The 25,909-nt window shown below is 55.3% G+C and carries 22 protein-coding genes; 7 read left to right on the forward strand and 15 right to left on the reverse strand.

Translation table 11 applies throughout. The features are described from left to right. Nucleotides 1–30: 30 nt before the first annotated feature. From RMR21_RS19520 to RMR21_RS19530, 3 genes are read right to left on the reverse strand one after another with little or no spacing between them, the layout of a single operon-like run. A complete protein-coding gene (locus RMR21_RS19520) occupies nt 31–3,108 on the reverse strand; it encodes an efflux RND transporter permease subunit (protein WP_498671064.1) in 3,078 nt (1,025 codons plus the stop codon). Next, complete coding sequence (locus RMR21_RS19525; protein ID WP_498671065.1) at nt 3,105–4,187, reverse strand: efflux RND transporter periplasmic adaptor subunit; 1,083 nt, start codon at nt 4,185–4,187, stop codon at nt 3,105–3,107. The genes RMR21_RS19520 and RMR21_RS19525 overlap by 4 nt, the downstream gene beginning before the upstream one ends. Further along, nucleotides 4,184–5,257, reverse strand: a complete 1,074-nt coding sequence (locus RMR21_RS19530) for an efflux RND transporter periplasmic adaptor subunit (protein WP_498671066.1) — start codon at nt 5,255–5,257, stop codon at nt 4,184–4,186. The genes RMR21_RS19525 and RMR21_RS19530 overlap by 4 nt, the downstream gene beginning before the upstream one ends. A gap of 108 nt (nt 5,258–5,365) precedes the next feature. Here RMR21_RS19530 and RMR21_RS19535 point away from each other — a divergent pair, with 108 nt between their 5' ends. Beyond that, nucleotides 5,366–6,001: a TetR/AcrR family transcriptional regulator gene (locus RMR21_RS19535; protein ID WP_498671067.1), complete on the forward strand. Its 636-nt coding sequence runs from the start codon at nt 5,366–5,368 to the stop codon at nt 5,999–6,001. Nucleotides 6,002–6,005: 4 nt separating this feature from the next. Here the strand turns inward: RMR21_RS19535 and RMR21_RS19540 are convergent, their stop codons facing one another. From RMR21_RS19540 to RMR21_RS19585, 10 genes are all read right to left on the reverse strand, one after another. Next, a complete protein-coding gene (locus RMR21_RS19540) occupies nt 6,006–6,698 on the reverse strand; it encodes a ParA family protein (protein WP_498671068.1) in 693 nt (230 codons plus the stop codon). A gap of 120 nt (nt 6,699–6,818) precedes the next feature. Next, a complete protein-coding gene (locus tag RMR21_RS19545) occupies nt 6,819–7,907 on the reverse strand; it encodes a protein-glutamate methylesterase/protein-glutamine glutaminase (RefSeq protein WP_498671070.1) in 1,089 nt (362 codons plus the stop codon). A gap of 9 nt (nt 7,908–7,916) precedes the next feature. Beyond that, entirely contained in the window at nt 7,917–8,765 is an 849-nt protein-coding gene (locus tag RMR21_RS19550) for a CheR family methyltransferase (protein WP_498671071.1), read from the reverse strand. Nucleotides 8,766–8,778: 13 nt separating this feature from the next. Continuing rightward, nucleotides 8,779–9,273, reverse strand: coding sequence for a chemotaxis protein CheW (locus tag RMR21_RS19555; RefSeq protein WP_498671072.1), 495 nt, complete (start codon nt 9,271–9,273; stop codon nt 8,779–8,781). A gap of 3 nt (nt 9,274–9,276) precedes the next feature. Next, complete coding sequence (locus RMR21_RS19560; protein ID WP_498671073.1) at nt 9,277–10,965, reverse strand: methyl-accepting chemotaxis protein; 1,689 nt, start codon at nt 10,963–10,965, stop codon at nt 9,277–9,279. 172 nt (nt 10,966–11,137) lie between these two features. Next, the gene (locus RMR21_RS19565; protein WP_498671074.1) at nt 11,138–12,952 is read right to left on the reverse strand and encodes a methyl-accepting chemotaxis protein; all 1,815 of its coding nucleotides are present in this window, start codon (nt 12,950–12,952) and stop codon (nt 11,138–11,140) included. Nucleotide 12,953: 1 nt separating this feature from the next. Then, a complete protein-coding gene (locus RMR21_RS19570; RefSeq protein ID WP_498671075.1) occupies nt 12,954–13,496 on the reverse strand; it encodes a chemotaxis protein CheW in 543 nt (180 codons plus the stop codon). Further along, on the reverse strand, nt 13,493–15,481 hold the full coding sequence (locus RMR21_RS19575; RefSeq protein WP_498671077.1) for a chemotaxis protein CheA: 1,989 nt from the start codon (nt 15,479–15,481) through the stop codon (nt 13,493–13,495). The genes RMR21_RS19570 and RMR21_RS19575 overlap by 4 nt, the downstream gene beginning before the upstream one ends. Beyond that, nucleotides 15,478–15,846, reverse strand: a complete 369-nt coding sequence (locus RMR21_RS19580) for a response regulator (RefSeq protein ID WP_498671078.1) — start codon at nt 15,844–15,846, stop codon at nt 15,478–15,480. Before RMR21_RS19580 ends, RMR21_RS19575 begins: the two co-directional genes overlap by 4 nt. Further along, the gene (locus RMR21_RS19585) at nt 15,843–16,157 is read right to left on the reverse strand and encodes an STAS domain-containing protein (protein ID WP_498671079.1); all 315 of its coding nucleotides are present in this window, start codon (nt 16,155–16,157) and stop codon (nt 15,843–15,845) included. Before RMR21_RS19585 ends, RMR21_RS19580 begins: the two co-directional genes overlap by 4 nt. Before the next feature lie 851 nt (nt 16,158–17,008). Between RMR21_RS19585 and RMR21_RS19590 the strand changes: the two genes are divergently transcribed. The 6 genes from RMR21_RS19590 to RMR21_RS19615 all read left to right on the forward strand — a co-directional run bounded on the left by RMR21_RS19590 (nt 17,009) and on the right by RMR21_RS19615 (nt 23,300). Beyond that, nucleotides 17,009–18,244: an ABC transporter substrate-binding protein gene (locus RMR21_RS19590; RefSeq protein WP_498671080.1), complete on the forward strand. Its 1,236-nt coding sequence runs from the start codon at nt 17,009–17,011 to the stop codon at nt 18,242–18,244. A gap of 156 nt (nt 18,245–18,400) precedes the next feature. Then, complete coding sequence (locus RMR21_RS19595) at nt 18,401–19,303, forward strand: carbohydrate ABC transporter permease (protein WP_065698780.1); 903 nt, start codon at nt 18,401–18,403, stop codon at nt 19,301–19,303. Further along, on the forward strand, nt 19,296–20,237 hold the full coding sequence (locus tag RMR21_RS19600; RefSeq protein WP_498671081.1) for a carbohydrate ABC transporter permease: 942 nt from the start codon (nt 19,296–19,298) through the stop codon (nt 20,235–20,237). Before RMR21_RS19595 ends, RMR21_RS19600 begins: the two co-directional genes overlap by 8 nt. 5 nt (nt 20,238–20,242) lie before the next feature. After that, entirely contained in the window at nt 20,243–21,331 is a 1,089-nt protein-coding gene (locus RMR21_RS19605; RefSeq protein WP_498671082.1) for an ABC transporter ATP-binding protein, read from the forward strand. A 48-nt stretch (nt 21,332–21,379) separates the two neighbouring features. Further along, the gene (locus tag RMR21_RS19610) at nt 21,380–22,141 is read left to right on the forward strand and encodes a sugar phosphate isomerase/epimerase family protein (RefSeq protein WP_498671084.1); all 762 of its coding nucleotides are present in this window, start codon (nt 21,380–21,382) and stop codon (nt 22,139–22,141) included. Between the two features lie 25 nt (nt 22,142–22,166). Beyond that, complete coding sequence (locus RMR21_RS19615) at nt 22,167–23,300, forward strand: Gfo/Idh/MocA family protein (protein WP_498671085.1); 1,134 nt, start codon at nt 22,167–22,169, stop codon at nt 23,298–23,300. A 43-nt stretch (nt 23,301–23,343) separates the two neighbouring features. Here the strand turns inward: RMR21_RS19615 and RMR21_RS19620 are convergent, their stop codons facing one another. Both RMR21_RS19620 and RMR21_RS19625 read right to left on the reverse strand, forming a co-directional pair. Beyond that, nucleotides 23,344–24,180: an endonuclease/exonuclease/phosphatase family protein gene (locus RMR21_RS19620; protein ID WP_498671087.1), complete on the reverse strand. Its 837-nt coding sequence runs from the start codon at nt 24,178–24,180 to the stop codon at nt 23,344–23,346. Between the two features lie 48 nt (nt 24,181–24,228). Further along, entirely contained in the window at nt 24,229–25,689 is a 1,461-nt protein-coding gene (locus tag RMR21_RS19625; RefSeq protein WP_498671837.1) for a phospholipase D-like domain-containing protein, read from the reverse strand. Between the last annotated feature and the right edge of the window lie 220 nt (nt 25,690–25,909).

A 25,909-nucleotide genomic window follows, 5' to 3' on the forward strand; every position in this document is an offset into this window, starting at 1 on the left:
AGGAGGGCGCGTCAGCGCCCCCGTTTTGGCTCAGGCCGTTGCGGGTGGATGCTCGGGGTCTTTGGAGACGTCTTCACGTGGAATTCTAAACCATGCGACATAAAGCGCTGGCAGGAACAGAAGCGTGAGAACGGTTCCGACCACGATACCGCCCATCATCGCATAGGCCATTGGTCCCCAGAAGACTTCCCGCGAAATCGGGATGAGAGCCAGAGTTGCCGCTGCTGCCGTCAGCATGATCGGCCTCATACGATGTTCGGTCGCCTCTATCACCGCCTGCCAAGGCGTCAATCCTTCCTCTCGCAGATGCTCGATCTGGACCACAAGGATGACCGAGTTTCGTATGAGAATGCCAATGAGTGCGAGAATGCCCAGGATCGCGACGAAGCCCATCGGGGCATTGCTCAAGAGGAGGGCAGCAACCACACCGATCAGCGCAAGCGGCGCAACGGCAAACACCAGGAACAGGCGGCTGAAGCTTTGCAACTGGAACATCAAGATCGTTGCCATGGCAAACAGCATCATCGGCGCCACGGCAGCAATCGGCCCCTGAGAGTCTGCACTGGACTCGACGGAACCGCCAATTTCTACCTTGTAGCCTGCGGGAAGATTAGCCGTAAACTTCTCGATTGCTGGCTTCAAACCCTCAACAACCGTCGCAGGTTGAGTGGGTCCGACAACGGCAGCCTTGATGATGATCGTCGGGATACGATCTCTTCTGCCAATCATCGGTTGCTCAAGTTCGTAACGGAACTTGGCGACAGCCGAAAGTGGAACGGACTGGCCGTTAGAGCTTGGCAATTGAAGGTTTCTCAAGGTTTCGATTGACCCACGCTCAACGTCTTCGGCACGACCGATAACATCGATAAGATAAATGTCATCACGGACCTGCGTGCTGGAAGACCCTTCGACGACGTCATTGAGAACGGTCGCAATATCCTGAGAGGAGACGCCAAGCTGTCTTGCCTTATCCTGGAGAACGTCGATTTTGACGACGCGAGACGGCTCGTTCCAGTCAAACGTCATGTTGGATAGCAGCGGGTTGGCGCTGACGATTGCGCCGAGTTGCTGCGCGTATTGCCGCAATTTCTGCACATCAGGTCCGCTCACGCGGTACTGAACAGGCTTGCCGACCGGGGGGCCGATATCGAGAAATTTCGCGAAGGCATCGGTGCCAGGGAATGTCTTGGAAAGATAAGCCTGAAGATCGGCCTTGAGACGGTCACGTGCCTCCAGGTCTTTTGCGACGATCACGACCTGACCAAACCATGCCGCAGGGCTCTGCACGTCATAGGACAGAATGAAACGTGGTGCACCCTCGCCGACATAGGTCGACCAGTGGTCGATATCAGCGTTGCCAACCAGTTTTTCCTTTTCAAACTGAGCCATCTGGCGGTCTGTTTCGGTGATAGTGCTGTTTTGCGGCATGCTCCAGTCAACGATCAATTCCGGGCGATCGGATGTCGGGAAGAACTGTTGCTGAACCAGACCCATTCCGCCAAGTGAAAGCGCAAAAACGGCGACTGTAGAGATGATCGTGATCCAGCGGAAGCGCATGGCAAGGCCAAGGAGCCATGAAAAGCCGCTTGCCATCCGTCCCTTTTTATCGTGGTGGGACTTCATGGTTTTTGGCAAAATCATCACGCCGAGAAGAGGTGTGAACACCACGGCCACGACCCAAGAGACAACGAGTGATACGCCAATCACGACGAAGAGCGTGAATGTGAACTCGCCCGCGGCGCTGCTGTTGAGGCCAATCGGGATGAAGCCAGCTACAGTGACGAGTGTGCCTGTCAGCATCGGAAATGCGGTCGACGTGTAGACGTAGGTCGCAGCCTGTCGAAGATTGTCACCCACTTCCAGCCGCGCGACCATCATTTCGACGGCGATCATGGCATCATCTACCAGAAGGCCAAGAGCAATGATCAACGCACCCAACGAAATGCGCTGGAGCGAAATGCCGGTATATTCCATGTAAACGAAAGTAATAGCCAGAACGAGCGGTATGGACACGGCCACGACCAGTCCAGCCCTAACGCCCAAGCTGATGAAACTGATGGCCAGAACGATGACCACGGCTTCAAACAGCGCGGTGGTGAAGCCGGAAACGGCCTCCTCGACCACGGCGGGTTGATCCGAGACGCGCTCGACGGTCACGCCGATCGGCAGGTCTGCCACCACGCGTTTCATCTCGGCATCAAGATGTTCGCCGAAGGTCAGAAGGTTTGAACCTGTGATCATGCCAATGGCAAGGCCGATGGCAGGTTTGCCCTTGAAACGAAACAACGACGTTGGGGGATCAACATAGCCTCGCTTGATCGTTGCTACATCGGTCAGTGGGAAATAGCGGTCATTAACCCGAAGATTGATGGATTTGAGGCTTTCTTCGGAAGAAAAGCCGCCGCCGACACGGATAGCAATACGTTCAGGTCCGGCATCCACAAAACCCGACTGGGTAACCGCATTTTGTGCTTGAAGCGTATTGATCACGGCTTGGCGATCGAGCCCCAGCGCAGCAATCTTGCGTGTTGAAAATTCAAGATAGATAGCTTCGTCCTGCTCGCCGATAATATCGATTTTACCGACATTTTCGATCGTCAGGAGCTTGGCGCGCGCGTCTTCGACGAGATCGCGCAACTGTCGTTGGGACAGCCCATCCGATGTGAAGGCATAGATGTTGCCGTAAACATCTCCAAACGTGTCGTTAAAGAAGGGGCCCACCACACCGCTTGGTAAACTGCCCTTGATGTCATTGACCATGTTGCGAACCTTGACCCAGTTCGTGGTCACATCCTTGGCCTTGGTCGTGGGCAGCAACTCGACGTAAATGATTGTCTGGCCCGCTGTCGTTTCGCTTCTGACATAGTCAAGAGCGTCCAGCTCTTCCAGTTTCTTTTCAATCCTGTCGGTAACCTGCTTGGTGACTTCCTCGGCAGAAGCCCCTGGCCACTGGGCCCTCACAATCATGGTTTTGATGGTGAAGGAAGGGTCTTCTTCACGTCCCAGATTGATATAGGAGAACGCTCCAGCCACCACGAAGATGATCATGAAATACCAGACCAGCGAACGGTGTTCGAGTGCCCAGTCGGAGAGATTGAACGGCTTCACTGGGCAGTCTCCTGATCGATGCGAACGGCTTGGCCGTCTTGAAGTTGGTTGACACCTGCGACCACGATGCGGTCGCCGGGATTGACGCCTTGAAGAACGACGAGAGGTCCGCCCGTTGCAGTCCCCGCGGCCAGAGTGACCTCGCGCGAAGAGACCTTGCCTTCCTTGTTGTCGACGACCCAGACGAGCGTTCTTGAACCGTCGCGTTTGATCGCAGACGATGGGAGTTGAATGACGGGGCTGGAGCCAACCGATGCACTCGCACTGATGACGGAGCCTAGCCGCAATGCTTCCGGTGGATTGACGAGGGTCAATTTCGTGCGCCGCGTCCGGGTCGCGCTATCAGCAAGCGGCGTTATTTCGCGAACGATGCCTTTCGCTTTGATATCAGGATCCAGCTGCAGCGATACGTTGAATTCTGCACCGCCCTTCAAAAGGCCGCTCGCGGTTTCCGGGACGTCGATGACGGCATCGCGTTCCTCCGGCCGTGCGACCGTTACAATGCTTTGGCCTGCCGACACGACCTGACCGACTTCGGCAGATGTCGCTGTCACGACACCGTCGAATTCGGCGCGAAGCTGCGCGTAGTCCAGTTGCTCTTTTGCTTTGTCCAGATTGGCCTTCGCCTTGTTGAGGTTAGCTGCGTCTGTGCTGCGCTCCAGCTGGGCACTTTCAAACGTGGCTTTGGCAGCAGACTGGCGTTCAAACAAGGTTTGCTGCCGCTGCTCGTTGCTGGTGGCGTTTGCAAGTTGCGCCTGCGCGTTGGCAAGATCAGACTGCGCGCTACGGACGGCCAGTTCCAAAGCTATCGGATCAAGAGCTGCGAGAATATCGCCCTTCTTCACGAGATCGCCCACCTGGACGTTACGGGCAACGATGCGACCAAGAATACGAAAACCAAATTGGGTTTCGATCCGCGCGTTGACGGTGCCGGGAAGCGTGAGCGTCGCCTGGGGCACGGGTTGTACGACCACTGAAAGAACGGGACGCGGCTTTTCAGGAGCCTTATCCTCTTCCCCGCAGGAGACCAGAAATGTCGTGGCGAGCATCAGTCCCACGATCGTCTTTGGATATGTCATTTTGCGGCTCCTTCGTAGGCCACGACTTCGCCGGCTGTGAGAAATTTGGTCCCGTCAGAAACCACGATCTCGCCCTCCGACAGGCCCGAACGAACGGAAAAGCGCTGGTTCGCATACGCTGTTATCTCGATCTGGCGCAAAGATACGGTGTTGCCCTTCGGGTCAATGATCCAGACGGCTGGTTTGCCCGAGACTGACGCCATCGCAGACCATGGCAGCTCAATCGTCTTTACGGGCTTGTAATGCGCAGTCGCAACGACTGGACTTCCCAGGCGGACGTCGGCGTTCGGATCCAGCGAAAGCTTGACTTTGATCGTACCGGTCGTCGTATCGATCGTTGGTGATACTTCCCGAACTTTTGCCTTGATCGGCGCGCCCCCCGACAGCATTCTGACCTCGACGTCATCCTCGATTTCGCCGCCAAGCAAAAGAGATTCGTCGGCATTGATGACAGCGTCGCGTGGGCCGTCATGGGCCAGGGTGAAGACCGTCTGTGCCGCCTGCGCCACTTGACCGACTTCCGCGTTCCGCGCCGTGATAATGCCGTCGGCATCCGATTTGAGTTCGGTTTGCCCCAGAGCATCGCGTGCGCTGTCGACCTGCGCTTGCGCCGAATCAGCGGAGCCGCGTGCAGTCAAAAGAGATTCTTGAGCGGAATCAAGGGCTGCGCGCGTGGTAACGCCCGTGGCCAAAAGGCTTTGTTGTCTATCATAGGCTTGCTGCGCCTGGGTCTGCTGCGCTTTCGCAGACTCGAGACTGGCGATGGCGACTTGAAGGTCAGCCTGTTGTTCCTGCGGATCTATGCGCGCAAGGATCTGACCCGATTTGACGCGGTCGCCGACATCCACAAGACGCTCCGTGATGCGGCCGCTGACACGGAACGAAAGGTCGGATTGAACCCGGGCACTGATCTGACCCGTCGTTGCAATAGCGGTGGCCACGTCCAACGACTCGACCTGAACCGTTTTGACCTCCCGAACCGGCTTTTGCTGATCACCTCCCTCGGGAGCACAGGCGGCAAGACTTATCAGTGATATCGCCATGCCGGCGATCGTAGCTACGCGTCTCATACATTGCCTCTTGAACCGTGATGAATACGTGATACATTTGACTTACCCGATAGTCAATGAAATTGTTCTGCGGCGCAACCTTTCAGCCGCAGCAGGTTAGGATGATGAATGAAAAGGCTGACACGCGCTCAACAAAAGGCGCTTAGGCCCACACAGATTCTCGATGCAGCTTTCGAAGAATTTGTAGAGCACGGATTTTCCGCAGCACGGGTAGAAGACATCGCCGATCGTGTCGGCGTGACGAAAGGCACTGTCTACGTCTATTTTCCGACAAAGGAAGACTTGTTTGCGGGAATGATCGAGCACATTTCGGTCCCTATTCAGCAGACTATTGCCGACACGCGAACCTTGACAGGTACCAGTGTGGAACGGCTGACGGCGATGATGAAGCTGTTTTACAAAATCAGTGTCGATCAGCGACGGGTTCGAGAACTCTTGAGATTCGTGATTTCCGAGGGGCGGAGATTTCCAAAGGTCATCGATTCACACCGCGATGACCTTGTGGACCCACTCCTGATGCGCGTCCAGACAATCCTCAACGATGGTATAGCATCCGGTGAGTTCATCGCACGCCCCAGAGCTGAAGCACGACTGGTCTTCGCGCCCATTCTTGCCATGATCTTCGAGACGCTCATTCACGATGGCACACGAGAGCTTGATGTTCCCACTTATATCGAGGCCCATCTGGACATGGTACTGGGAAGTCTCATCAATAAAGACAGGCAGCCCAGCGACACAGGCTGAAAGTCTAGGCAGCGGACACCAGTCTCGTCGCAGATTGGATAGGCAGGAGCCGCATGACCTCATCTGCAAAAGACTTGGCGTTTTGCAATGCCTTATCCAGATTGCTGACTTGCGACGCGTTCATCATGTGGAGATAGCCGCCGAACTCAAACATATCACGAAACGCCGCGCGTTCGATGATCGGCGTGTCCAGAACATGCACGTTGCGTTTGGCGAGAAGCGCTTTGGCAGCCAAAAGTGCGCGCGTCGTGACCATGGAATTGACGCGAGACAGCACAACGGAGTGCGGTATTTTGATAGATGCGCGATCATCAAGATAACGGAGCAATTCGAGCACCTGCGCGCCGCCTTGGGCATCCATCGTGCTGCCTTGCACGGGGATGATAACATGGTTGGACATGCCCACAGCTGTCGCCAGAAGTGGTGACTGTGCGCCGGGGAGGTCGATGATGACATGGTCGAACTTACGGCGGTTGTCCAGGACGTGCTGTTGAAGGCTTGACGCGGTAACATAGGTAATCACGGAAAGGTCGACGCGGTCGTCAGCGGCCTCCCGCCATTTGGACAGCCAACGCTGGGGATCTGTGTCAATAACGCAGATTTTCAAACCACGCCGCGCAAGTTGTGAGGCAAGCAACAACACGGCTGTCGTTTTGCCCGCGCCGCCCTTTGTGTTCGCGAAAGTAATGACCGCCATGACCAGATCCGGTGAATGCTCGCGGGCGATCATCGCTCACTCGAAGCACCAGAATCATGGTGCTGTCTGATCATTCAGCATTATGGTTAACAGCATCTAAAGACCTGTTCAGGATTTAACTTACCGACGCCTGTCTTCGGCCAGGATTTCGCGAGCAATGTGGTCCAGAGGTACGATCTTGTTGACACCGCCATGCGCTATGGCTTCTTTCGGCATGCCGAACACGACGGACGAGGCTTCATCCTGCGCCAAGGTGTGAGCACCAGCCTGGTGCATTTCCAGCATGCCGCGTGCGCCGTCATCACCCATTCCGGTCATGATCACGCCCATGGCGTTGCCGCCAGCGGAGCGTGCAGCGGAACGGAACAACACATCCACGGATGGCCGGTGACGTGAAACGAGCGGGCCTGTGCGCACGGACACGTGATACCGCGCGCCCTGCCGCTCTAAAAGCATGTGCTTGTCGCCTGGCGCGATTAGCACATGTCCGCGCAGAACCGCATCGCCGTCTTCTGCTTCCTTGATCTCTACCTCGCATAGGGAGTTGAGACGTCTGGCAAACGCTGCCGTGAACTTTTCCGGCATGTGTTGGACGATCACGATGCCAGGTGCATTTGCTGGCAGTCTTTCCAGCATCTCACGCAATGCCTCTGTACCCCCTGTGGACGCGCCGATACAGACCACCATTTCGGTCGTCCGCGCCATCGCTTTTCCAGATGGTGGTGGCAGTACGGCGTCAGCAGTCAACTTGGCCTGGATGCCGTGTGTCGACCCATGCCGAGGCGATGTTTTTATCCCTCTCACGCGGGCGTGAGCGGCACTTTTGACGACCTCACAGATGCGCAATGCCGAATCCGCCAGATGATCGGCGGCACCGATACGCGGCTTCAGGATGATGTCGACCGCACCTGCCTCCAGTGCCTGCAGCAATGTCTCGGACCCAGCTTCGGTGAGAGACGAGCACATCACCACGGGAATGGGGTGCTGGGACATGATCTTCCGCAAAAACGTGATTCCGTCCATGCGCGGCATTTCGACATCGAGCGTTATGACGTCGGGGAGGTCTTCCTGTATCTTCTTGGCTGCCATGAAGGGATCGGACGCCGCTCCGATCACTTCGATGTCAGGGTCGGATTCAAGTACTGCGGTCAGTGTCTGACGAACACTGGCGGAGTCGTCGACGATCAAAACGCGCGTCTTTTTTACCATGGCCGTTCGCTACTGCTTTATGAACACTGTGTTGGCAACCTGTTTAACGGGAAGGTCGATACCCGTGATACTTTCGGAGTGACCGATTAGCAGATAACCACCCGGCGACAGGCACTTGCACAATTGCGTCAACACATGTGCTTGCGTTTTCTTGTCGAAGTAGATGAGAACGTTGCGGCAGAAAATGATCTGATAGGCGTCGCCGACCTCGTAGGTCGGATTCATCAGATTAAGCCTTGCATAGCCGACCTTTGCGCGAAGCTTAGGCGTGATGCGCACGTCGTTGCGCTGTTTGTCGCGAGGCTGCATGATATATTTTCGTGCTAGATCTGGCGGGACAGGCGCAACCAAGTCTTTCGTGTAGATTCCGGAATGTGCTTTCTGAAGGACTTCGGTAGACAGGTCCGTGGCAAGGATACTGAAATCCCCGATCACCCGTTTCTCGACAGCTTCGGCCAGAACCATCGCCATCGTGTATGGCTCAGCACCGGTGGAGCATGCCGAACTCCATGTCCGGATGCGTTTATGGCCCTTTGCAGACAATGCAGGCAGGGCAATTTTTCCCATGAAATCGAAGTGGTTGGGCTCCCGAAAAAAATCCGTCTTGTTGGTCGTGACAACATCGATCAGGAAAATGCTTTCGGTTTCCATGCCCCCATGGCGAAACAGGAAATCGCAATATTCCACGAAGGTCGCGTGGCCGGTTGCTCTCAAGCGTTTGCGCAGCCGCCCCTCCAGCATTGACCGCTTCGTATCTGGCATCTTGATGCCGCAGTAATTGTAGATGAATTCCGAAAGTTTACGAAAATCGCTGCTGTTCAGGCTGTCGTCGAAGGTAGTGTAAGCAGGTGCACTCAACGTTTGGACTCCATTATGCGGCGCGGACGGGTCCGTTGGCGGCCTGGGTGAGGCCGCTGGCCTCGCCGGAGAAGAGTTGCGCGAGGTCGATGATAACGACAAAATCACCCTCGCGACGAACGACACCAGCGATGTAGTTCGAGTTCCAGCGAATGCCGATATCGGGCGCTGTTTCAATGACCTCCCGGCTGAACGGTGTGACTTCGAACACCTTGTCTGCCACCAGGCCCAGTGCGAGGAGTTTTTCACCGATCGGAATATCCAGCACCAACATACGTGTGTTCTGGGTCTTGACCGTTCCGCTCATGCCCAGGCGTAATCGAAGGTCGATTACGGGTACGCCCTGGCCACGCACATCCCTGAGCCCCAGCAGGTAATCCGGTCCATGGGGGATTTTGAAAGCGTCCTCATGATCAAGAATTTCGCGAACGACATCCACAGGAACGGCAAAGACCTCTTCGCCGAGACTGAACGTGACATACTGGGTATCAGATGATGTGCTGGCCATGATTTAAGCGCTTTCCCGGAAATCCGCGTCGTTCGCATCCGGACCGCCCTGAGACATATCCAGTGCGAAACCCTTGGCGCGAGCCTGCTGTGTTCTGACGGAATGATCATTCGTCGCCTTGCGAGCAGGCATGGGTTGGTGAGGTTTTTTCTGCTTGAACGCCGCTTGTTTTTGCGCAGGCTGAGCACGGCGTGCATCGCCATTGTTCACCTTGAAGAATGCGATGCTCGTCTGGAGCTCTTCGGCCTGAGCTGCCAGCTCTTCAGAGGTGGCAGACATCTCTTCGGATGCGCTGGTGTTTTGCTGGGTAACCTTGTCCAGCTGCTGGATGGCCTCATTGATCTGGTTTGCGCCGATGTCCTGCTCACGGCAGGCTGCTGAAATTTCAGCGACCAGTTCCGCCGTCTTGCGGATATCCGGCACCAAGCGGTTCAGCATCTCACCCGCATCGGCTGCGGCCTTTACGGTGTCGCTGGACATGGCGCTGATTTCAGCAGCTGCAGACTGGCTGCGTTCGGCCAGCTTGCGAACTTCCGAGGCAACGACAGCAAAGCCCTTGCCATGCTCGCCGGCACGCGCGGCTTCAACCGCAGCGTTGAGGGCGAGAAGATCTGTCTGACGTGCAATTTCCTGAACGATGGAAATCTTTTCGGCGATTGTGCGCATGGCAACGACCGCACGCCCAACAGCTGCACCGCTGGCTTCTGCGTCGGTGGAAGACTGACGGGCAATCTTTTCGGTCTGCGCAGCGTTTTCCGCATTCTGGCGGATATTGGCAGCCATTTCTTCCATCGACGCGGATGCCTCTTCCGTCGAAGATGCCTGTTCTGTCGCGCCTTGAGACACCTGTTCCGAGCTGGCGGAAAGCTCCTGGCTACCAGACGAGACATTTTCGGCTGCGGAAATGGAGTCGGAAACAACGCCGCGCAAACGCTCGATCATCGTGTTGACGTGTTCCAGCAATGTGCCGATCTCATCGCGTGTGGTGATGACGGCCATACTTGTAAGGTCGCCTTCGGATACGTTTCGAACCGAAATGATCGCTTTGTTGAGGCCGCGGCTAATGGAGACCGAGATGAGGATCGCAGAAATTATCGAGAGTATGGCAGCTCCGAGAGCAAGGGCGGCCAGCGTTGTGAACGTGGTGTTGTACGCGGTTTCGCTCAGCTTGTCAGAGGTCGCGATACCAGCTTCTGTCAACTCTGACAGGGCTTCCGTCATTGCATCCAGTTTGTCGGAGGCAATTGTTCCCTCGGTCTGGTTCAATTCCAGAGCCTGATCGCGGTTGTTGGATTTCACCAGATTGATAATGCGGTCCTGTAGGGCGATAAAATCGCCCCAGAAGTCTCGAATTTCCGCCCATTTGGCTTTGAAGTCTTCCGGAGCACTCTGCTCGCCAGCAACCAGGGCCTCGTTGAAGTTTTTGCGTTCGGTGGCAATCATATTGAGCGCGTTTTGAACGCGTTCTGACGATGTTGAAAGAAGGAGGTCGCTTTCGGCCAATCCGAGGCCATCGAATGCGCCAGCTATGTCATTGGCGACATCGTCTTGACGGATAGGACCATTGATCATGCTATCCTTCAATGCATCCATCTCCCGTAGACCATTGATACCGAAAGCAGCGCAAGCTGCCATCAGGAGGACGAGTAGCCCAAATATCAGGCCAAGTTTTAATTTGATGGTAAACCGCATAGCTAGTCCTTTAAGTCGAAGTTTTGAATGATTGGCGTCATAGGTGCATCGCCGCCCGCACTATCAAGTTGCTGTGCAAACGATGCATCCACACCTCTCAATAGAATGCGTGATAGTCATCGTCGCATCGGAGGGCTCGAATATACATTTCGAGCCCATTACTCATCTCGCTTTACGCGCTTTCGCGGAAATCCGCGTCACCTGAGTCCGGTCCGCCCATCGACATATCCAGTGCAAAACCCTTGGCACGTGCCTGTTGGCTGGCGAGGGAATTGTCCGGTCTACGAGCAGGTGCTGCTTTCGGTGCTACACGTGCGGCAGGTGCCTGCGCCGAACGGGCCGGTGCGCGAAGATTTGCCGGCGAATGACCGGCATCAGAGCGATCAACCTTGAAGAATGCAATGCTGGCCTGAAGCTCTTCAGCCTGTGCAGCCAACTCTTCCGATGTTGCAGACATTTCCTCGGACGCGCCGGAGTTGAGCTGCGTGACCTTGTCGAGTTGCTGGATGGCTTCGTTGATCTGGCTGGCACCGATATCCTGTTCGCGGCATGCAGCCGAGATTTCAGACACCAGTTCGGCCGTCTTGCGGATATCCGGGACCAGACGGTTCAGCATGTCACCGGCTTCCGTTGCAACCTGAACAGTCGTGCCTGAAAGGGAACTGATCTCAGCTGCGGCAGCCTGGCTGCGCTCTGCAAGTTTGCGGACTTCGGAAGCCACCACGGCAAAGCCCTTGCCATGTTCGCCTGCTCTGGCCGCTTCAACCGCAGCGTTCAGTGCAAGTAGGTCGGTCTGGCGAGCGATTTCCTGAACGATGGAAATCTTCTCTGCGATTGTACGCATGGCCGTCACGGCACGGCCGACGGCCTCACCACTGGCTTCTGCATCCTTGGAAGACTGGCGTGCGATCTTTTCCGTCTGGGCAGCGTTGTCGGCATTCTGTTTGATGTTCGCTGCCATCTGCTCCATCGAAGCGGACGCTTCTTCGGCAGACGACGCCTGTTCCGTCGCTCCCTGCGAAAGCTGCTCGGAGCTTGCGGACAGCTCCTGGCTGCCGGACGAAACGTTATCGGCTGCTGCAAGCGCATCGGCAACCACGCCACGAAGACGTTCCACCATGCGCTGGAGCGAAATGCCCAGCGTATCCTTGTCCGAAAGCGGACGTGGCGTGACGGTGAGGTTTCCATCGGCAATTTCGTTTGCAACCGCTGCCGTGTTGCGCAGGTTTCCAGTCATGACGTTGATGCGGTCGACCAGATCCCTGATCTCGTCGTTGCTCTTGATCTCGACTTCCTTTTCAAGATCGCCCACCGACACCGCTTCGGCGACAGTCATGATCTTCCGCAAGCCGCTGCTGATGCCCAGCGCAATCCACAGCGCGGTCATGATGGCGATGATGACGGCGGCAACGGATGCAGCAACCAGCATCATGCGGGTCTGTTCGTAGTCGGAAGCAGCGGCCTGCTTGGCTTCGTTGAGACGTGTGCGGTTCATCTGCACGCCTTCGTTGAGTTTTTGCGTCATCGCGCCCGCAGCGGCCCGTCCATCTCCCGAAGAATAGGAGGATGCGGCAGCAACATTACCTTCGGCGATATACTCACGGACACGATCGTCGGTTGTTTCAAATGCTTTGGTGATCGCCTGCAAATCTGTCCAATAGCCGTGCGTCTCTGCGCTTGCCGTGGTCCCCATGTCGGCAATCATCTTGTCCATCTCGGCGCGGGTCTCATTGCCGGTTGCGATGTGTTTTTGTGCCTCCTGCGGCGATGTCGCCAAAATGAGGTTCTTCTGCGCACGCACGGTGGCAAGCGACAGAGCGTTGATCTGGTGCGTTCTGTCGAGACGAACGACAGTGCCGTCAACGACATCATCCATCGCGTCCTTGGCTGTGCCAAGGCTGTAAATGCCGTATCCGGCGGTTCCTGCCAGCATCAGAATCAGGAATCCAAATGCGACGGCGAGCTTCATTTTGATGGTAAATCGCATTCTAGAATTCCTTTGAGAGTTCGATGACGTTGTTGCGGGAGGCGCCCTTTAGCGACGCGTCCGGCTGTGACGTGAAGATGGCAGTGAGGTTTGGTATGATGACGAATTCACTGCCGCGTCTGATAAGGCAGTTGATGTAGTCCGGCCGCCATCGCATGCCGACGCTTGGTGGCTGTTCGCTCGCGGTTTTGGAAAAATTGGTAACTTCGTAAACCTTGTCTGTACGCAAGCCGACCAAGGTGCGTTCACCGTCGATCGGAAGCTCGATGACGATGATGCGGCTATCGATGGTTTTTTCCGCAGCGCCCATGCCAAAGGCGAGACGAATATCTGCCAGTGGAATGACCTTGCCTCGAAAATTGATAACGCTTGCCACGTAGGGCTTGCTACCGGGTACGGCGGTTTCCGGCAGAAGGTCGAGTATTTCCTGAACCTTGATGGCTTCGATGGCGAAGGTTTCGCCTTCGATGCTGAAGGTGAGGACCTCAAGATCGTCGCGGGTGGCCCACAGGTCTTCCGATTGTTTCATAAGAGGCTGGTTCATCCGGCTATACGCAATTGCGCCTCCTGCTGCTGGCCTGCGGTCACGAGGTGGCCGACATCGAGGATGAGGGCGACGCTACCATCGCCCAGAATGGTTGCACCGGAGAAGGTCGCGACATCATGATGCAGTTTCGACATGGCTTTGATGACTGTCTGGTGATCGCCGATGATCTGATCAACGACGAGGCCGACGCGTTCGGATCCCGTGGAGATGACGACGACCTTCTGGAACTGATCGGGCTTGGTGCCGGTATTGAACAGTTCCCGAAGACGGATGAACGGTACCAGGCTTTCACGCAGCGAAATGAACGAACGGCCACGGGACTTGACGTCGGCATCAGGGGAAAGCTCGAGACATTCTTCGACGGCAGACAGCGGAATGACGTAGCAACCCGTTCCAACGCGCACCAGCAAGCCGTCGATGATGGCAAGCGTCAACGGAATGGCGAGAGAAACCTCCGAACCAGCGCCGGGCGTGCTGGTGATGTTGATGAGACCACGCAGCGCTTCAACCGATTTCTTGACCACATCCATACCGACGCCACGGCCGGACAAATTGGTAATTTGTGCCGCAGTGGAAAATCCCGGTTCAAAGATGAGCTGCAAAAGCTCTTGATCCGACAGTGTCGCATTGGCTGCGATGATGCCCGAGGATTCAGCCTTGGCACGCACCCGTTGACGGTCAATGCCACGACCGTCGTCACGAATAGTGATCGTGACCTCGCCGCCGGACTGGCGGGCGATGAGGGTGATGCGGCCAATGGCAGATTTGCCCGCTCCAACGCGTTCATCCGGTGTTTCCAGGCCATGGTCGCAGGAGTTGCGAACCAAGTGGACCAGAGGATCAGCGAGGCGTTCGATGACGGCCTTATCGACTTCGGTGCTCTCACCTTCCGTCACAAGCTCGATCTGCTTGCCTGTTTCCCGCGCCAGATCATGGATCAGGCGACGGAACCGACCGAAGAGTTGGGCGATCGGCACCATTCGCAGTACCATCATCGTGTCGCGAAGTTCACCGGAAAGGCGCTCTACATCTTCGGAGACGGAACGAAGCTGGATATCGACGCTGGTGTTGGCCAACTGAGAAAGCCGCGATTGCGCAATCACGAGCTCGCCGACACGGTCCATCAACTCGTCCAGCCGCTCTGCGGGTACGCGAACGTTCTCGGCAGCCTTGTTCTGCTTGCCGTCATTAGCCTGCGCTGCGGCAGGATTCGCTCTGGCCGCCTCTTCGACGGGGGCGGGTGGCGGCACGATTTCAACGACTGGCGCCGGTATGGCTGCCATTTGTATGACGTTGATTTCCATATCGTCCATGACGAAGATGAAGACGTCATCAATATCCGACCGTGGCTTTTCTGTCGTCAGCGTAACCGACCAGGACAGATAGAGATTGGTTGGATCGATGACATCAAGTGCCGGAATGGTGGCGGTTTTGGCAACGATCAAACAGTCGCCCAGTTCTGCCAATTCATCGAGAAGGCCCAACGGATTGGTGCCGTTTGCCATGGCATTTGCTGGCAGGCTGAAATCGATCTGCCAGGTCGCCATTGCGGTTTGGCCAGCTTTTGCAGTCGGTGTAGGCTGTGTGTGTTGAGGTGCTGGTGTTGCACCGCTACCCACAGCTGTTTCCAGCTTCGCCAGCAGACGATCACCCGTTTCCGGGAGTGCAATAGCCGGATTGTCAACCAGTTGGCGCATGTGATCCTGCGCTTCGAGAACAGCTGCAATTAATTCGCTGCTGGCAGGCACTTCGCCCTTGCGAACGCGGTCAAAGGCTGTTTCGCAATGGTGCGTGAAGGCAGCCAACGCTTCGAAGCCAAACATGGCACCGGACCCCTTGAGGGTATGCAGACCGCGAAACACGGCGTCGATCTGTCCCTGATTGGACAGGTCATGCAACAGGTCGAGAAGGCCGTTTTCGATCTGCTCGAAAAGCTCGCCCGCTTCCGTTCTGAAAACCTGAATGGGGTCCAATATGGTCATCTACCAAGAACCTTTTTGACGATCTTGACGAGGTTTTCAGGGTCAAACGGCTTGGTGACCCAACCCGTGGCGCCCGCTGCTTTCGCCCGTGTCTTCATGTCCGCATCGGACTCGGTTGTAAGGAAGATGATCGGAATGCCGGTGTGGGTAGGCGATTGGCGCAATGCCTCGATCATTTCCAGGCCATTCATGTTGGGCATGTTCAGATCGGTGACGATGAGGTCGAAAGAACCGGCCTTTGCTTTCGTCAGGCCGTCTGCGCCGTCCACCGCTTCGGTGATCTGATATCCCGCGTTCGTCAAAGCAATTTTCGTCGTCATTCTGATGCTGGCAGAATCGTCGACTGTAAGAATATTGGCGCTCATTGAATTTCCTTTCCATGCAGCCAGAAGAGGCGCGAAGCCTCATCCATTTCGTTGAGAAAACCGCCGCGACGAAGCGTATCAAGAAGGCTCTGCGAGGCCGGTTTCATAAGTGTGATGTATTTACCCTCTATCCGGGCATAGACCCTTGATGCTTCGATGAGCTGAATGAAGCTTAAATCCGTGTGAGCATCAGAGGGGATATCGATTGTGACGGCTTTGTTCGTCTTCAGTGCATCGAGCAGGCTCTCATGAACAGCTGCGATGCCGCGTATGGAAAGGCTAGAAGGCAATGTCAGTGTTTCCGGTACCATCCAAATTTTCCTAGATTATCTTGATTGCCCTAAATGCTGCGGAAGGCGTTTGAGGACGCTTTGCGAGCCTCCACACCGAAATTGACGGTCTCAGCCGTTGCAGCACGGGAATTTCGTGAGCTCGTCATGGAGAAATTGCTGTGTGTGTGAACACGACACAGTTGGAGCGCGGCCAGAGGCGACTGGCGTTCTTCTTCCACAGGCAGGTTTTTCACGACGCACTCCGAAATCACTTGCGAAAAGGCACGACTTCGCGATCCCGGGCAAAGGGGAAAGCGTCCAAACGGGTACATTTTGGATTGCGGGCTGGCTTCATGTAGCCCGTTTCAGAAGCGACACATGCGACCACGGACGCTATGTGATTTACTCGCTTAACATATTAGCTAATTCCTATTCGATACTGGTTAATTAGCGGTTAAGCGGGGTTGCGATTATTGGCTCGTCTCTTAATGGTTGCGTCAAATTTACGTTATTTCGCAAAGTATCAAGTCAAAATCACTTTTTACTACCCTTGATATACATCGCTCGTTTGGTGGAAATTCTTGGAAGATGAGGGGTTGGCCTTTCGCAGCGAAGCGAGAAGCGATAACTGCGTTTTTACGAGGAAGCGCAAGGCTTCAAAAACACAGTGTGAGAAAACGATTTTTCATTCGTTGCGCTTTTTTCGATCAGTGGTGTTGCACCTTTCGACGCTTTTCATCCCTGATCTGTAACGACACACAGCGATTAAATTTTAAACTACTGTTTTTGAACGCTTATTATCGATTAAATTTTTTATTACACTTGCTGTTGCGGAAGTCCGATGTTTCGCATAGGTTTTTACGGCAACGTTTCAGTGAGGGAGGAGACTCATGCGCATACGTTCTATTTTGGCCGCTCTGGCGGCTGGTGTCATGTTGCCGGCAGGGATTGCCGGGGCCACTGACCTCGAAGTAACGCACTGGTGGACATCGGGCAGTGAAGCTGCTGCGGTAGGGGAGCTCGCCAAGGCGTTTGATGCAACCGGAAATAAGTGGGTGGACGGTGCGATTGCTGGTTCGGGCGGTACCGCACGTCCGATCATGATCAGCCGCATCACCGGCGGCGATCCGATGGGAGCCACACAATTCAATCATGGCCGTCAAGCTGAAGAGCTGGCGCAGTCCGGGTTGATGCGCGATCTCACCGATGTCGCGGAAAAAGGCAACTGGAAAGACATCATCAAGCCGTCCAGTCTGCTGGATAGCTGCACGATCGACGGCAAGATTTATTGTGCGCCGGTAAACATCCACTCCTGGCAGTGGCTGTGGCTTTCCAATGCCGCCTTCAAGAAAGCTGGAGTTGAGGTTCCAAAAAACTGGACGGAATTCATCGCGGCAGGTCCTGCCCTTCAGAAGGCCGGCATTCAGCCACTCGCGCTGGGCGGCCAGGCTTGGCAGGCCAACGGCCTGTTCGATACGCTGGTGTTGTCGATGGGCGGAAAAGACCTTTATGAAAAGGTTTTCAAGGACAAGGACGCAGACGTAGCTGCTGGGCCAGAGATGCAGAAAATCTTTGCGGCAGCCGATGAAGCGAGAAAGCTTGCAAAGGGTTCGAACGTTCAAGACTGGAACCAAGCCACAAATATGGTCATCACCGGCAAGGCCGGTGGCCAAGTGATGGGCGACTGGGCACAGGGTGAATTCCAGCTTGCAAATCAGAAAGCCGGTACGGATTACAGTTGCCTGCCGGGTCTCGGCCTTAGCGACTATATTACGACGGGTGGGGACGCTTTCTATTTCCCTCTTCTGAAAGACGAAGCGAAATCCAAGGCCCAGGAAGTCCTGGCTGAAGTGATCGTCGACCCGAAAACGCAGGTCGCGTTCAACCTGAAGAAAGGCTCGCTTCCCATCAGAGGTGACGTCGATCTCTCCGCTGCCAATGACTGCATGAAAAAGGGTCTGGCCATCGTTGAAAAGGGCAACGCCCTGACAAGCACGGATCAGCTGGTTTCAGCGGACACGCAAAAGCAAAAAGAGGATTTGATGTCCGAATTTTTTGCCAACGCGTCTCTGACTGCAGAGGCTGCACAGAAGCGCTTTGCTGACATCATTTCCTCAGCAGACTGACCTTCGTCGTCTGTAACCGGTCCGTAGAAAATCTGCCGGTTGCAGACGCCTCCTTGCCAAGCGCTTCATTTGTTCGCGCCTGGAAAATTTGCGGCGGGATATGCGCTTGAGCTACCCGCTGCATAATCAACCTATATGATTGATGAGGAGTGGACCATGGCGGTGAAAAGCCATTCTGGTCGTCCCAACCAGCTATTCCGCAATCTGAATTCAAAGATTGCATCGATACCCATGATCCTGACCGCGATGGTCATTTTCCTGGGTGGAACGATCTGGACAGTCGTTTATTCTTTTACCAACTCGAAATTGTTGCCGCGGGCGACTTTTATCGGTTTTGAACAGTATGAGCGTCTGTGGGCCGCGCCACGCTGGATCATTTCGATCCAAAATCTCGCGATCTACGGCATTCTCTCGTTGATCTTTAGTCTTGTGATCGGCTTCGTACTGGCTGCACTGATGGACCAGAAGATACGTTTCGAAAATACCTTTCGAACCATCTTTCTTTATCCCTTTGCCTTGTCTTTCATCGTTACCGGTCTCGTTTGGCAATGGCTCCTCAATCCCGAATTTGGCATTCAAGCCGTTGTGCGGTCGCTCGGCTGGGAGAGCTTCACGTTCGATCCGCTCTATAACTCGGATTTCGTGATCTACGGCATCCTGATTGCAGCTCTCTGGCAGGGTACTGGCCTCGTCATGTGCCTGATGCTGGCGGGCCTGCGTGGGATCGACGAGGACATCTGGAAAGCATCGCGGGTGGACGGTATTCCCATGTGGAAGACGTATATTCTGATCGTCATTCCCATGATGCGGCCGGTTTTTATCACCACGCTTGTCATCATCGCCAGCGGCATCGTCAAGGTCTACGACCTCGTGGTGGCGCAAACCAGCGGCGGCCCCGGTATCGCATCGGAAGTGCCAGCCAAATACGTTTACGACTACATGTTCCAGGCGCAGAATCTGGGGCAGGGGTTTGCCGCCTCGACCATGATGCTGCTCACGGTCGCCATCATCGTTGTTCCATGGGCCTATCTTGAATTCGGAGGGCGCAAACGTGGCTGACATCTCGACGCTCAATACTGTTGCGGCAGGGATCGACCCTGTGACCTCCAAACTCGACGGACCGCGCGGTCGCAAGCCGAAAAAGCGGATATCACGGCGCAATATCATTCTCTACGGAAGCCTGTTCGTCGCCGCGCTCTATTATCTCTTGCCACTCTACGTGATGGTCGTGACATCGCTGAAAGGCATGCCGGAAATCCGCATGGGCAACATCTTTGCCCCGCCGCTTGAAATTACCTTCGAGCCTTGGGTCAAAGCATGGTCGAATGCATGTACTGGCCTCAACTGCGATGGCCTGTCGCGCGGGTTCTGGAATTCCGTACGGATCATGATCCCGTCCACGATCGTGTCCATCGTCATTGCGTCCGTCAGCGGCTATGCACTGGCGAACTGGAAGTTCAAAGGCTCGGAGTTCTTCTTCTCTATCCTCATCATCGGAGCGTTCATTCCCTATCAGGTGATGATCTATCCAATCGTGATCGTTCTTCGTGAGATGGGCATTTACGGCACACTCACGGGTCTGGTCATCGTGCACACGATTTTCGGTATGCCGATCCTGACACTGCTCTTTCGCAACTATTTTGCCGGGTTGCCGGAAGAGTTGTTCAAGGCAGCGCGCATCGATGGTGCGAATTTCTGGCAAATCTATTTCCGCATCATGGCCCCGATGTCTTTGCCCATTTTCGTGGTGGCAATGATCTTGCAGGTCACCGGCATCTGGAACGACTTCCTGTTCGGGGTCGTGTTCACCAGACCGGAATATTATCCGATGACGGTTCAGCTCAACAATATCGTCAACTCGGTTCAAGGCGTGAAGGAATACAACGTCAATATGGCTGCGACCCTTCTGACCGGTGCCGTTCCGCTGTTCGTCTATTTCGTTTCAGGCAGACTTTTTGTCCGCGGTATCGCCGCTGGCGCAGTCAAAGGTTAAGCTTCATGAATAAAAGCGTCTCCATTCGCGAACTGTCCCTGTCCTTTGGTGCGGTGACCGTATTGTCCGACCTCAACCTGGATATCTACGAAGGCGAGTTTCTCGTTCTTCTGGGATCATCAGGCTGCGGAAAATCCACATTGCTGAACTGCATCGCCGGACTTCTCGAGCCGACTGAAGGGCAGATTTTCATCAAGGATCGCAACGTGACCTGGGAAGAGCCAAAGGATCGCGGCATCGGCATGGTGTTTCAGTCCTACGCGCTCTACCCACAGATGACGGTGGAAAAAAACCTGTCTTTCGGCTTGCAGGTCGCCAAAGTTCCCAAGGAGGAAATCGATAAGCGCGTTAAACGCGCCGCTGGCATCCTTCAGATCGAGCCACTTTTGAAGCGCAAGCCCGCAGAGCTTTCCGGCGGTCAGCGTCAGCGAGTGGCCATCGGGCGTGCGCTGGTGCGCGATGTGGACGTGTTCCTGTTCGATGAGCCGCTCTCCAACCTCGATGCCAAGCTGCGCTCGGAACTGCGTGTGGAAATCAAACGGCTGCACCAATCGCTGAAGAACACGATGATCTATGTGACGCATGACCAGATAGAGGCTTTGACGCTGGCGGATCGCATCGCGATCATGAAAAGCGGCGTGATCCAGCAACTGGATGATCCGATTTCGATCTACAACAAGCCCAAAAATCTATTCGTCGCAGGCTTCATCGGCTCGCCGTCCATGAACTTCCTGCGCGGCGAACTGGAAGCGAAAGACGGCAAGGTTGTGTTTACGACACATGGCGTCAGCTTCACGCTGGACGGATATGACACATTAGCTGCACTCACGCCGGGTACGCCTGCGGTTCTGGGCGTTCGGCCTGAGCATGTGCGTGTCGATAGCGATATTGCTAGCGGTGAAATCCACGATGCAGTCGTCGATATCGAAGAGCCGATGGGTGCAGATAACCTCATATGGCTCAAGCTCGCCGGGCACACGCTCTCGGTGCGCGTCGGTGGACACCGTCGGTTCTCGCCCGGAACGAAGGTCAAGCTGGCCTTCGATATGTCCATGGCCTCCCTTTTCGATGCGACGACGGAAGATCGTATCTAACCACCCTCAACCACCCACCAGACACAGTCCCAATGTCAGGAGAGACAGATGACGAAACTTGGTTTTCAGCTCTACAGCGCGCGCAATTTCCCGCCGCTTTCCGATGTCTTGAAGAAACTATCAGCCGCAGGCTACAGCCATGTTGAAGGCTTCGGCGGTATTTACGGCACGATGGATGACACGGCGCTCAAAGCCTTGCGGAGCGATCTCGATGCCAACAATCTGACCATGCCGACCGGCCATTTTGGTTTGGATATGTTGGAGAAGGAACCACAGGCAGCGCTGAACATTGCCAAAATCCTTGGCGTCCAGGCAATCTATTGCCCTTATCTTCTACCCGATCAGCGCCCCGACGATGCCGCCGGATGGCTTGCCTTTGGCAAGCGTCTTCAGGATGCCGCAAAGCCGTTCCGTGACGCTGGACTTTCCTTTGGTTGGCACAACCACGACTTCGAGTTCGTCAAGCTGGAAGACGGTTCCACGCCACAAGAGCAAATCTTTGCCGGTGGACCAGAATTGGAATGGGAGGCCGATATTGCCTGGATCATCCGCGGTAAAGCCGATCCGTTCGAGTGGATCGAGCGCTATGCCAGCCGTATCACGGCTGTGCACGTGAAGGACATCGCGCCAGCGGGCGAGAATGCCGATGAGGATGGCTGGGCAGATGTCGGCCACGGTACGGTCGATTGGAAGGGCTTGGTGGATGTGCTCAAGAAGACGGCCGTCAAATATTACGTTGTCGAACACGACAATCCGAACGATGCCGACAGGCTGATCACGCGATCCATCACATCCTTTAATACCTATTAATAGCGACAAAGCTGGAGTTACTGATATGGCCAAGGACCTTGGCGTCGGCATCATTGGATGCGGCAATATTTCAACGACCTATTTCTCTCTCTCGCCCCTCTTCAGGGGTCTGAAAGTTCTGGCCTGCGCCGATCTCAACCTCAGTGCAGCAGAATTGAGAGCAGAAGAATACGGGGTCAAAGCGCAAACCATCGAGGAACTGCTTCAAAACGACGAGATCGATGTGGTGGTGAACCTCACCATCCCGGCAGCGCATTTTGCCGTTTCGAAGTCTATTCTCGAAGCGGGCAAGCATGTCTATTCGGAAAAGCCGCTCGTGCTGACGCTGGAGGAAGGCGAAGAGCTGCGGCGTCTGGCACAGGCTAAAAACCTGTCTGTCGGTTGTGCTCCCGACACGTTTCTGGGCGGTTCGCACCAGTTGGCGCGTCAATACATCGATGATGGCAAGGTGGGGCGAATTACGTCGGGAACATGCCATGTCATGAGCCCCGGCATGGAAATGTGGCATCCCAATCCGGGTTTCTTCTTCCTTGAAGGCGGCGGCCCCATCCTTGATCTTGGTCCTTACTACATCGCCAACCTCATCAACCTGATCGGGCCCGTCAAGCGGGTGGGCGCGTTGACATCGATGGCAAATCCTACTCGAACCGTGACGAGCCAGCCGCTGAACGGGCAGGTCATTCCGGTTGAAACGCCATCGAATATCCACGCGCTCCTTGAGTTCGTAAATGGCGCGACGATCACGCTGTCGGCCAGCTGGGATGTGTGGTCGCACCGCCATGCCAATATGGAGCTTTATGGCACGGAAGGCTCGATCTACGTGCCGGACCCTAATTTCTTCGGCGGTGTCGTCGAGGCCAGCGGTCGCGACAAGGATATCAAGCCGCTTGAGACCTGGGACCATCCGTTTGGCATTGCCAATCAGGAAAGCCCACAGGGTGCCCGTGCCAATTACCGCACTGCAGGCCTTGCCGATATGGCCATCGCCTTGACCGAAGGGCGTGATGCACGTTGCTCGCTGGATCGGTCGTTGCACGGGATCGATGTCATGACGTCGATTTTGAAATCAGGGCAAGAGGGGCGCTTTATCGAGCTGACGACCACCTGCACCCAACCAGCCGCGCTTGGCATCGAAGAAGCACGCTCTTTGCTGCGTTGACGAGATGAAGGCGGGTGCGGTGCGCATCCGCCTTTACGTTTTATCAAGACGTGAGAATGTCGGTCCGGATCATCGCCTTCAACGGCAGGTGATCGGACGCGATGCGTGACAAAGCGCTCTCATGCGCCGTTACATTCTCGATCAAGCCCTCGCGGTTTGAGATGATACGGTCGAGCGCCAGAACGGGCAGGCCCGACGGAAAACTCGGAACGGCTGGCGGCAAGGTTCCGAAGGCGTCTCTGAAGGTGTTGAGCGAAGACCCGTTGCCGAGCCGCCACTCATTGAGATCTCCAAGGAGGATGGTTGGTTGTTCGTCTCTTGCGTTTAAGAGGTCGACCAATGCTCTTGCCTGCTGGGCGCGGGAATGTCGCAATAGACCGAAATGTGCAGCAATGATGCGTAAAGTGCTGCCCTGCTTCAACTCGAGCTCCACCACCAGTGCGCCCCGCGGCTCCAGCCCTGGGAGTTTCAACGGATGAACATCGCGTATGGACCCTTCCTTAATGAGCACGACATTGCCGTGCCAGCCGTGAGCCTTGGCACCAGCCGTGATCGGAACCGGCAACAGCCCGCAATCTCGTTCCAGCCTCTTCAGGTCAAGGAGACCTGTCCGCTCCCCAAAACGGCTGTCTGCCTCCTGCAAGGCAATGATATCGGCGCCAATTTCCTGGATGACGTGACTAATGCGGTCAGGGTCGAATTTCCGGTCTCGCCCAACGCATTTGTGGACGTTATAGGACGCGATTATCGGGAACTTTGCATCGTCGGAGGGATCGGTTTTGTTGCCGCCATTCTTGCGATTGCGAAAGGACGTGACGATAAAGGAAGGAAGGCTTTCCGGTTTGGTCCGTCTCGACTTTTTATCTGGCACCAGTGACATTCATTTCCTCAATCTCAAAGAACGTCCTGCAACGCTTGATGCTTTCCCTCACAGATAGGGAGAGGCCAGCCACAAAATGCGCTCTACCAGCCGCAATGCAAAGGGTCTTGCCCGCAATGCGTCCAACTCTACAGGGACCGCATTCTGCATGGCATCGTTTATGCGCAACGAAACAGCTTTGGCGAAACCCTCGTCGATAACTTCTATGTCCACCTCAAAGTTCAATCTTAATGAGCGCGGATCGAGATTTGACGAACCGACATAAGACCATCGGTCATCGATCACCAGCAGTTTGGAATGGTTGAAGGGGCCGGTTGCACGCCAGATGCGGCAATAGCTTTTCAACATTTGGTCGAACTGTGCTGTCATCGCCCTGTCGACCAGCATCAGATTGTTGTTGGCGGGCACGATGATGTCGACTTGCACTCCTCGTCTTGCTGCCGTTGTCAGAGCCGATATGAGCTCTCTATCTGGCAGAAAATAGGGCGACATGATGCGAATGGACGATCGAGCGATAGAAAAAGCGCCCATCAGCATTTTGTGACTGGTTTCGATGCTGTTGTCGGGACCGGATGCGACGACGCGCGCGAGCATAGGCGATCCAGGTTTTCCTTGCGGAAGCGTGATGTCCCACATGGGGCCATCCAGCAGTTCTCCCGTCGTGAATCGCCAATCTTCAGCCGCGACGGTGAAAAGATCCGCAACGAGCGGCCCTTTGACCTTGAAGTGCGTATCGCGCGATTGGTGATCGCCCGAAAACTCTGCGGCAAACCCTTCGCGAATATTCATCCCACCGGTAAATGCCATCCGCCCGTCTATCACCAGTATCTTGCGGTGTGTTCTCAAATTCGCATAGGGCAGACGCAGACCCATGATGACGTTGCCGTTGAAGACGTTGGCATTGATGCCTGCCTCTTTGAGGCTTGGCAGAATGCTGGGTACGGAATAGCGGGCTCCCACCGCATCGATGAGCACACGAACCTCGACGCCCCGGCCTTGCGCCTGGGTCAAGGCGTCAACGAAGCGGGTTCCTATTCTATCCTGATCGAAAATATAGGTTTCGAGAATGATCGAGCGTCTTGCGGTGGCGATTGCTTCCAGCATGGCCGTGTAAGCGATATCGCCGCTGGGGAGGGGCTCTACGGTATTGCCGGTGGTCAGCGCGTTTCGCGTTACCCGATCTCCCACGGTTTTCATGGCCGAAAAACGTCGTCCAAAACGTGCGATGACGATGTCATCGCTAGCATCGAAACGCGCAACGCGATCCATGATCGTACCGTGCATCAGGGACCGCTGCTGGCCCAATGAACTGCGACGAATACGGTTTATCCCGGCGATAGCGTAGATGACTGCGCCAATCACAGGAGAAAGGACAATCACGCCGACCCAGCCCAGCGCAGTACGGACCTCTTGTTTCGTCATCGTTGCATGGATAGCGGCCGTTGCGCCCATGATGACAGACAAGGTTGCCAGAATATGGGGCCAGTAGGTCGTGATAAGTTCGATCATGTCGAGGAATATAAAGGAGTTCAGCTTGGCCGCAAGGCGGATCACGTAAAGCCGGGTAGGGATATTTTAAGGCTTTGTAAGCTATAAAAGTCGAAGATAATTCAATAAATCCGATGATATCATGAACACAGATACAGACATCTCCCTCCCAACGAGCAGGCCTTCGGCCAGCCCGTGGACTTGTATTCACGCAGGATTTATTTTACCACCTTTTCACCTT

The sequence above is a fragment of the Agrobacterium sp. rho-8.1 genome, assembly GCF_033957725.1.
Lineage (GTDB): Bacteria > Pseudomonadota > Alphaproteobacteria > Rhizobiales > Rhizobiaceae > Agrobacterium.

What these genes read in the sequence shown, in the direction of transcription:
- RMR21_RS19525 (WP_498671065.1), bottom strand. Translation starts at nt 4,187, where the DNA reads ATGACATATCCAAAGACGATCGTGGGACTGATGCTCGCCACGACATTT.
- RMR21_RS19530 (WP_498671066.1), bottom strand. Translation starts at nt 5,257, where the DNA reads ATGAGACGCGTAGCTACGATCGCCGGCATGGCGATATCACTGATAAGT.
- RMR21_RS19535 (WP_498671067.1), top strand. Translation starts at nt 5,366, where the DNA reads ATGAAAAGGCTGACACGCGCTCAACAAAAGGCGCTTAGGCCCACACAG.
- RMR21_RS19540 (WP_498671068.1), bottom strand. Translation starts at nt 6,698, where the DNA reads ATGGCGGTCATTACTTTCGCGAACACAAAGGGCGGCGCGGGCAAAACG.
- RMR21_RS19545 (WP_498671070.1), bottom strand. Translation starts at nt 7,907, where the DNA reads ATGGTAAAAAAGACGCGCGTTTTGATCGTCGACGACTCCGCCAGTGTT.
- RMR21_RS19555 (WP_498671072.1), bottom strand. Translation starts at nt 9,273, where the DNA reads ATGGCCAGCACATCATCTGATACCCAGTATGTCACGTTCAGTCTCGGC.
- RMR21_RS19560 (WP_498671073.1), bottom strand. Translation starts at nt 10,965, where the DNA reads ATGCGGTTTACCATCAAATTAAAACTTGGCCTGATATTTGGGCTACTC.
- RMR21_RS19565 (WP_498671074.1), bottom strand. Translation starts at nt 12,952, where the DNA reads ATGCGATTTACCATCAAAATGAAGCTCGCCGTCGCATTTGGATTCCTG.
- RMR21_RS19570 (WP_498671075.1), bottom strand. Translation starts at nt 13,496, where the DNA reads ATGAACCAGCCTCTTATGAAACAATCGGAAGACCTGTGGGCCACCCGC.
- RMR21_RS19575 (WP_498671077.1), bottom strand. Translation starts at nt 15,481, where the DNA reads ATGACCATATTGGACCCCATTCAGGTTTTCAGAACGGAAGCGGGCGAG.
- RMR21_RS19580 (WP_498671078.1), bottom strand. Translation starts at nt 15,846, where the DNA reads ATGAGCGCCAATATTCTTACAGTCGACGATTCTGCCAGCATCAGAATG.
- RMR21_RS19585 (WP_498671079.1), bottom strand. Translation starts at nt 16,157, where the DNA reads ATGGTACCGGAAACACTGACATTGCCTTCTAGCCTTTCCATACGCGGC.
- RMR21_RS19590 (WP_498671080.1), top strand. Translation starts at nt 17,009, where the DNA reads ATGCGCATACGTTCTATTTTGGCCGCTCTGGCGGCTGGTGTCATGTTG.
- RMR21_RS19595 (WP_065698780.1), top strand. Translation starts at nt 18,401, where the DNA reads ATGGCGGTGAAAAGCCATTCTGGTCGTCCCAACCAGCTATTCCGCAAT.
- RMR21_RS19605 (WP_498671082.1), top strand. Translation starts at nt 20,243, where the DNA reads ATGAATAAAAGCGTCTCCATTCGCGAACTGTCCCTGTCCTTTGGTGCG.
- RMR21_RS19610 (WP_498671084.1), top strand. Translation starts at nt 21,380, where the DNA reads ATGACGAAACTTGGTTTTCAGCTCTACAGCGCGCGCAATTTCCCGCCG.
- RMR21_RS19615 (WP_498671085.1), top strand. Translation starts at nt 22,167, where the DNA reads ATGGCCAAGGACCTTGGCGTCGGCATCATTGGATGCGGCAATATTTCA.
- RMR21_RS19620 (WP_498671087.1), bottom strand. Translation starts at nt 24,180, where the DNA reads ATGTCACTGGTGCCAGATAAAAAGTCGAGACGGACCAAACCGGAAAGC.
- RMR21_RS19625 (WP_498671837.1), bottom strand. Translation starts at nt 25,689, where the DNA reads ATGATCGAACTTATCACGACCTACTGGCCCCATATTCTGGCAACCTTG.